General features: G+C 44.6%; 5 protein-coding genes and 1 pseudogene. All 6 read left to right on the top strand.

What is annotated here, in order from left to right:
- The first annotated feature begins 660 nt into the window (after positions 1-660).
- The 6 genes and pseudogenes from IM500_RS04970 to IM500_RS04995 all read left to right on the top strand — a co-directional run bounded on the left by IM500_RS04970 (position 661) and on the right by IM500_RS04995 (position 7,196).
- Positions 661-2,355 carry an iron uptake porin gene (locus IM500_RS04970; RefSeq protein WP_190723544.1) on the top strand — a complete coding sequence of 565 codons (1,695 nt, stop codon included), beginning with the start codon at positions 661-663 and terminating at the stop codon, positions 2,353-2,355.
- 156 nt (positions 2,356-2,511) lie between these two features.
- Positions 2,512-4,287 carry a pyruvate kinase gene (gene pyk, locus IM500_RS04975; RefSeq protein ID WP_061432800.1) on the top strand — a complete coding sequence of 592 codons (1,776 nt, stop codon included), beginning with the start codon at positions 2,512-2,514 and terminating at the stop codon, positions 4,285-4,287.
- Between the two features lie 151 nt (positions 4,288-4,438).
- The gene (cpcE, locus tag IM500_RS04980; RefSeq protein ID WP_190723542.1) at positions 4,439-5,251 is read left to right on the top strand and encodes a C-phycocyanin alpha-cysteine-84 phycocyanobilin lyase subunit CpcE; all 813 of its coding nucleotides are present in this window, start codon (positions 4,439-4,441) and stop codon (positions 5,249-5,251) included.
- Positions 5,252-5,305: 54 nt separating this feature from the next.
- Positions 5,306-5,737: a DUF29 domain-containing protein gene (locus tag IM500_RS04985; protein WP_287737866.1), complete on the top strand. Its 432-nt coding sequence runs from the start codon at positions 5,306-5,308 to the stop codon at positions 5,735-5,737.
- Between the two features lie 148 nt (positions 5,738-5,885).
- Positions 5,886-5,999: pseudogene (locus IM500_RS04990) on the top strand (DUF29 family protein); the annotation flags it as partial.
- A gap of 108 nt (positions 6,000-6,107) precedes the next feature.
- Entirely contained in the window at positions 6,108-7,196 is a 1,089-nt protein-coding gene (locus IM500_RS04995) for a DNA methyltransferase (protein WP_190717871.1), read from the top strand.
- The last annotated feature ends 112 nt before the right edge of the window (positions 7,197-7,308 follow it).

Raw genomic sequence — 7,308 nt, forward strand, 5'->3', positions numbered from 1 at the left:
CCAAAGTCTAGCAATATATTAACCACCCTCGTTCACACAACTATTGTTAGGGGAGTGGGGAGATTTTATCAGTGATCAGTAAACAGTAAACAGTAATCAGTAATCAGTGAACTGAAAACTGATCACTGATAACAAGGGACGAATCTAAGGCCTGATTGGTTAAGCTAAAAGCTTTGATGTGCTTAGTTTCTAACCTTCTTTTTAGGTAGGAGAATTGTCAGATTCTGTCTTTTGCCTGTTGCCTGTTGCCTCTTGCCTTCAGAAGCTGATAACTGATAACTGAAAAGGCTGACGGCTGAGATTTTAACAAAATCTTTAGGTTTTGCCTATTGACAGGATTAAATAAATGTGATATGTGGGTTTCGGGCATTTTAACGTGATTTCTTGATCACTTTTTAGCGATCGCTATCGTTGGGAAGTTAATCGCCAAAAGTCTGAAAGGAGGGATTTTCATTGATGTAGCTGATGGTGAATTGGTAAAGTGCGTAAGTACCAATCTAAGTAAGATCAGACAGAAATTTTTCTGTCATATGATAAAATTAACTTAACCTAGGCAAGAGGGAATTAGCATAGAATGTGAGTATGATCCAGGCTAAAATATATAGTCTGTTTGTATTCATAGTCCACTCAATCCATAAAATAAGGTGTGAGGATTGACCCATGTCAAAACTATTCAAGAATTTAGTAAAGGTAACTCCTTTAGTATTAGGTGCTTCCGTAGCGGCTGCTGGCAGCGCAGTGGCTCAAACTATGCCTGGTACACCTCAACTCAAGGTTGATCCAGTAGCGCAACAACAACTTGATCGCATTCAACGCGCCCAAAATAGTCAGCAGATTAATACGGGTGTTTATCAGGGTTCCATGTCCCAGGTGACTAGCGTTAACCAACTGCGGGACGTATCTCCCACCGCTTGGGCCTACGAGGCATTAAGAAGTCTTGTGGAACGTTACGGTTGTATCGTGGGTTTTCCCGACCGTACCTTCCGCGGTGATCGTGCCACCACTCGTTGGGAATTTGCCGCAGGTTTAAACGCTTGTTTAAACGTCATGGAACGTTTAATTCAAGATGGTGTCGGGGTACTCAGAGAAGATATCGATAAATTAAAACGTCTTGTTCAAGAATTTGAGACCGAACTAGCGGCTTTAGGAGCTAGAGTAGATAACCTTGAACAGCGCGTTGCTTTCTTGGAAAACAATCAATTTTCTACCACCACCAAACTCAGAGGCGAGGTCATCTTCAGTATCGCCGATAGCTGGGGGGGTCAAGCTTCCATTACCAATACCAACGGTACGGTGACTGATGGCAGCAATCAAGATCAGACTCAAACAGTATTTAATAATCGGGTACGACTCAACTTTGAAACCAGCTTCACCGGTAAAGATTTGTTGAGAACCCGTTTACAAGCGGGTAACTTTAACACCACTTTCAACCAAAACGGTCCGACGAGAACCAACATGACCCGTCTGGCATACGATGATGGCCGGGACAATGACATAACCATCGATGACTTGTTCTACCGCGCTCCCATCGGCACTCCCTTCGGTAACATCACCGTTTGGGTTGGTGCTAACCAGTTAAACCTAGATGACGTTTTCATCACTGCTAACCCCTTCCTCGCCGATAGCGGTACAGGTGCTTTATCCCGCGGTCAACGCTACAATAACATCGTTTTCCGTGGTCCTTCCGGTGTTGGTGCTGGGGTCAGATTCAACATTGGCGATGTTTTCCAAGTTACGGGAACCTACCTAGCCGAGGGTGGGACTAATGGTGCCAGCAATCCTAACCCTGGTAGCGGTTTATTTAACGGTTCCTACAGTGCGGGTGCTCAGGTTGGTTTCTCCTTCATCAAATTTGCCGATATTAACTTCGTTTACGTTTACAGTTATCAAACTGCAGCCAGTATGAGTTCTGGTTTATTCGGTAACGTCAGCAGCCCTCTCACCGAGCGTCCCTTCGGTAACGTTGGTACTACTGCTAACCGTTTCGGTCTTCAGGCGAGCGCCCAAGTTATCCCAGGAGTCTTAAATCTAGCGGGCTGGGCTGGTTACGCCGATGCTTCGGCCACGGGAGTTAATGATGCGATCGGAGACAATAACACTGGTATCTGGTCTTGGAACCTTAACCTCTCCGTTCTCGACCTCTTTGCCGAAGGTGCGGCGTTTTCTTTAGGTGGTGGTCAAGTGCCCCGTTCCGATAAAGAAAGCAGCACCTCTTACATGGTAGAAGCTCAGTATAAGTTCCCAGTCACCAAAAACATCCTGATTACCCCCGGTGCCTATGCGATCTTCAATGCTAACAACCGTAATAACGACACCATTTTTGTCGGTGTCCTCCGGACAACTTTCCGTTTCTAAGCTGAGTTGACGGACTTGGTAAATAAGAACGGTGGGATTTATAGATCTCACCGTTTTTTTGCTTTTAACTTTTCACTGGATATAACCATTTATGAGAAGATGATCGGAGCGTCCCAAACGCTGCTATATTTACTTCGCCTATTTAGTTGCTTATCTATGCACTCTCTGTCTTTCCCCCGTCGCACTAAAATTGTGGCCACGATTGGCCCAGCCTCGCAAAATAAGGAAACATTACGTCAGATGATCAAGGCGGGGGCGACGACATTTAGATTAAACTTTTCCCATGGCGATCACGATTACCATCGTCACAGCATTAATCTGATCCGTCAGTTAGCCTTTGAACTCAATCAACCCATTGGCATCCTTCAGGATCTACAGGGGCCAAAAATTCGCTTAGGTAAATTTGCCTGTGGGTCGATTACCCTGAAACCAGGGGAACCCTTTATCCTTACTTCTAGGGATGTGGAATGTAATCAGGAAATAAGTTCCATTAGCTATCCCTCGCTGGCCCAAGAAGTCCCAGAAGGTTCGAGAATTCTCCTCGATGATGGTAAAGTCGAAATGCGGGTGGAATCAGTGGATCGTTTGAAAGGAGACCTGTCCTGTCGCGTGGTGGTTGGGGGTGTCTTATCCAGTAATAAAGGGGTAAATTTTCCCAACGTCTATCTGTCGGTGAAAGCTTTAACCGATAAGGACAAAAAAGATTTAATGTTCGGACTGCTGTGGGATGTGGATTGGATCGCCCTTAGTTTTGTGCGTAATCCCCAAGATATCCTCGAAATTAAAGAATTAATCGCCAGTGCGGGTAAATCTATCCCCGTGATCGCTAAAATTGAAAAACACGAGGCGATCGAGGAAATGGAGGAAATTTTATCCCTCTGTGATGGTGTTATGGTGGCTAGGGGGGATTTAGGAGTAGAATTACCAGCCGAAGACGTGCCAATCCTGCAAAAACGCCTGATTAATACCGCTAATCAGCTAGGCATCCCGATTATCACCGCCACTCAAATGCTTGACAGTATGGCCAGTAATCCTCGTCCCACCCGCGCCGAGGTTTCGGACGTGGCTAATGCGATTTTAGATGGCACTGATGCGGTCATGCTTTCCAATGAAACGGCTGTGGGTCATTATCCCATCGAAGCGGTGGCAACCATGGCCCGCATTGCCGAAAGGATCGAACGGGAACAGATCAATAGTGCCGCTCGCTCTAACAATAAACAATCGATTCCTAACGCTATTTCCTCGGCAGTCAGTCAAATTGCCGAACAATTGGGGGCAGCGGCAATTATTACCCTGACAAAAACCGGCTCTACTGCCCGTAATGTCTCCCGATTTCGCCCCAAAACCCCGATTTTAGCCGTTACTCCCCATCGAGAAGTGGCACAGCAGTTACAGCTAGTTTGGGGCGTAAAACCGATGTTATTGCTCGATTTACCCTCCACTAGCCAAACTTTTCAAGTGGCGATGAATCTTGCCCAGGAAAATAACCTCCTAGCGGATGGTGAGTTAGTGGTGATGACGGCGGGAACTCTGCAAGGGGTGGCCGGTTCCACGGATTTAATTAAGGTGGAAGTGGTAAAATCCCTTTTGGGCAAGGGTACGGGTATCGGCCAGGGTGTGGCTAGTGGCCGGGCGCGAGTAGCCCATAATGCCCGAGAAGTGGGTAGTTTTAGTAGTGGGGAGATTTTAGTCGTTCCCACCACCAGCGCCGAATATGTGGATATGATGCGGAAAGCTGGCGGAATTATCACCGAAGATACCGCGATGAATAATCACGCCGCTACTATCGGTTTAAAATTGGGTATTCCTGTGATTGTCGGGGTTAAAGATGCCACGAAAATTATCCGCGAAGGGGTGATCATTAGTCTCGATGCTCAACGGGGTTTAATTTATTCTGGTATTGGCAATGGCACAGCAACTATGAAAAACTGAGTCGGTTATCAGTATTCTCCGAGTCAGGAGACAGAAGACAGGAGACGGGAGACAGGAGACAGGAGACAGGTTTTATTTATTCTCCCCATCCCCCCACACCCCACACCCAACACCCAACACCCCAACACCCAACACCCATTTTCACTTGTCTATGAGCGATTCTTACTCTCCTCCCGTCGACAATCCGGCCTATACTGTTGAACAAGCGATCGCTAATATCCAGCAAAGAGAAGACCTAGGGGCGCGTTATTATGCCGCTTGGTGGTTGGGTAGATTTCGTGTTCGTCAACCGGAGGCGATTTCGGCCTTAATTGCCGCTTTAGAGGACGAAAGCGATCGCACTCCCGATGGCGGTTATCCCCTGCGACGCAATGCCGCCAGTGCTTTAGGGAAATTAGATGATCTCAGTTGTCTTCCCGCTTTGATTGCCTGTCTCGACTGTGAAGATTATTATGTGCGCGAATCGGCTGCCCAGGCATTGGAAATGCTTCAGGATCGAAGCGCGATCGCACCTTTAAAGAAACTATTAGAGGGTGGCATCGAAGTGGCCGTTTTAGTGGCGGGAAAACCCCATTTAGTCCAACCCTACGAAGCGATTATCGAGGCATTGGGAACCCTGCAAGCGACGGAAGCGATTCCCCTCATTGAACCGTTTTTAAAGCATTTCGTCGAAAAAGTGCGTTATGCGGCTGCCCGCGCCCTCTATCAACTCACGGCTAACCCCCACTATGGCGATATTCTGATTAATGCCTTGCAAGGGGAAGAATTACAGCTGCGTCGTTCTGCTTTAATGGATTTAGGCGCTACGGGTTATCTGCTGGCTGCTCCTGCGATCGCTAATACTTTGGCGGAAAATAGTCTGAAACTGGTTGCTCTCAAGGAACTTTTAGAAAACCATCTAAAAAACAATTCTAGTGGCGAAAATATCTCCGAAATTCTCACTTTAATGGATAGTTTATTGTAATTAATAATTGGTTATTTTTTATCTAAATTAAAACTGATAAAATCCAGAGGTTTTATGCTAATTCAAAACGATTATGCTGGCTGGCTAAACGAAACAATCACTCTGTTAAAACAAAAAAACTTTGATCAAGTTGACTGGGAAAACTTGATCGAGGAGATAGAAAGTTTGGGCAGAAGTCAAAAACGTGAACTCCGCAACCGGTTAACCACCATCTTAGAACACTGCCTCAAACTTTGCTATACTGATTACGTTGAGGATTATCGAGGTTGGCAAGAAACTATGAGGCGCAGTCAACGGGAACTAGAAGAACTTTTGAGCGATTCTCCTAGTTTAAAACCCTACTGGGAGCAAGTATTTTTAGATTGCTATGCCACGGCTTTAAAAAGCTTGCGAGATAGCCCAGATTATCAATCTTTTAACTTTCCCGATGATTGTCCTTTTCCCCAAGAAATTAGTCAGATTTTACAGAAAAAAGTTTGGCGATAAAATTATCTTTAAAAGTTTGTTAGTGGGTTTAGAAGACGGTCAAATCTGGGACGATGTCCGCTCAAATTATACTTCATCTTTATGAGAAATGCTGTAAATAATTGGTTATTTTCTAGGGAAATTCAAACTCATAAAATCCAGAGGTTTTATGCTAATTAAAACCGATTATGCTGGCTGGCTGAACGAAACAATCACTCTGTTAAAACAAAAAAACTTTGATCAAGTTGACCGGGAAAACTTGAGCGAGAAGATAGAAAGTTTGGTAGTCTTAGGCTAAGTTTCTAGGTCATTGGTTTATGGGGTAGCCAAATATCCTAAAACAGGATAGAGTATTGATATTCATCCTGTTTATAAGACGATAAAAAAATCCATGGATATACCTGAGCCTTCCCATAGCCTGGCAAGTATAAAAAAGAATAAAGCAACAAGCACTGTTGGGCGCGGCAAAACTGTCCAACTTACTGAGAAACTAGCTTTTTCAGCTTGGAATAACAGCAGTGTTAGTCTGAGTCTTGGTAATAGCATTGAACATTATGATTCTTGGGAACAACCTATAGTAATAATCTCAGACGGAGGCTACGGTCTTTTAGGATTTGAAGGTGATACATCAGATCATCTTGACTTACCTGAATGGTATGAACCTCATGTGGAAGCTTGGTCTAAGTTGGCCTTGCCAAATACAACTCTTTGGTTTTGGAACTCAGAAATTGGCTGGGCTGTGGTACATCCAATACTTGAGAAATTTGGTTGGCGATATGTTAATTGTAATATATGGAATAAAGGAAAAGGTCATATTGCAGGTAATGTCAACACAGAAAAAATAAGGCGTTTTCCGGTGGTTACAGAGGTTTGCGTCCAATACGTTAGAGAAGTCAAAATTGCTGACTTAACACTTAAAGAATGGCTCCGAAAGGAATGGTTAAGATCGGGCTTACCTTTGCGTCAAGCTAATTTAGCTTGTGGTGTTGCAGATGCGGCAACAAGAAAATATTTTGACCAAGGACATTTATGGTATTTTCCCCCACCCGAAATGTTTGAAAAATTAGTTTTCTATGCCAACGAACACGGAAACCCAGAGGGAAAACCCTATTTTTCTAAAAATGGCCAGCGTCCTTTAACAGGTAAAGAGTGGGAGAAGATGCGCTCTAAATTTAATTGCCCTCATGGTTTTACAAATGTTTGGGATCGTTCAGCTTTGCGCGATGATGAACGAATTAAGTCTCAGGATGGTAAAGCTGTTCACTTAAATCAAAAGCCACTGGATCTGATGAAATTAATTATTGAAGCTTCAAGTGAGGAACAGGATGTGGTTTGGGAACCATTTGGGGGGCTTTTCAGTGCCTCTTTAGCTGCCAATATCCTGAATCGAAAAGCTTTCGCTTGTGAAATTGACGAAACTTATTTCTATTATGGAGTCAAAAGGTTTAGTCAAGTAGTTCATCGGAAATTTTGGGTCTGAAACCCCGCCGTTCTAGGTTGGCTTTACGTTAGAATTAAAAGGCCAGTCTCGAAAACCAAGTGGACGGCGCAGCACCTTGAAAACTCGGCTTAGGGGGTTCCGACCAGAAAAG

Source organism: Microcystis sp. M179S2 (assembly GCF_020245805.1).
Lineage (GTDB): Bacteria > Cyanobacteriota > Cyanobacteriia > Cyanobacteriales > Microcystaceae > Microcystis > Microcystis aeruginosa.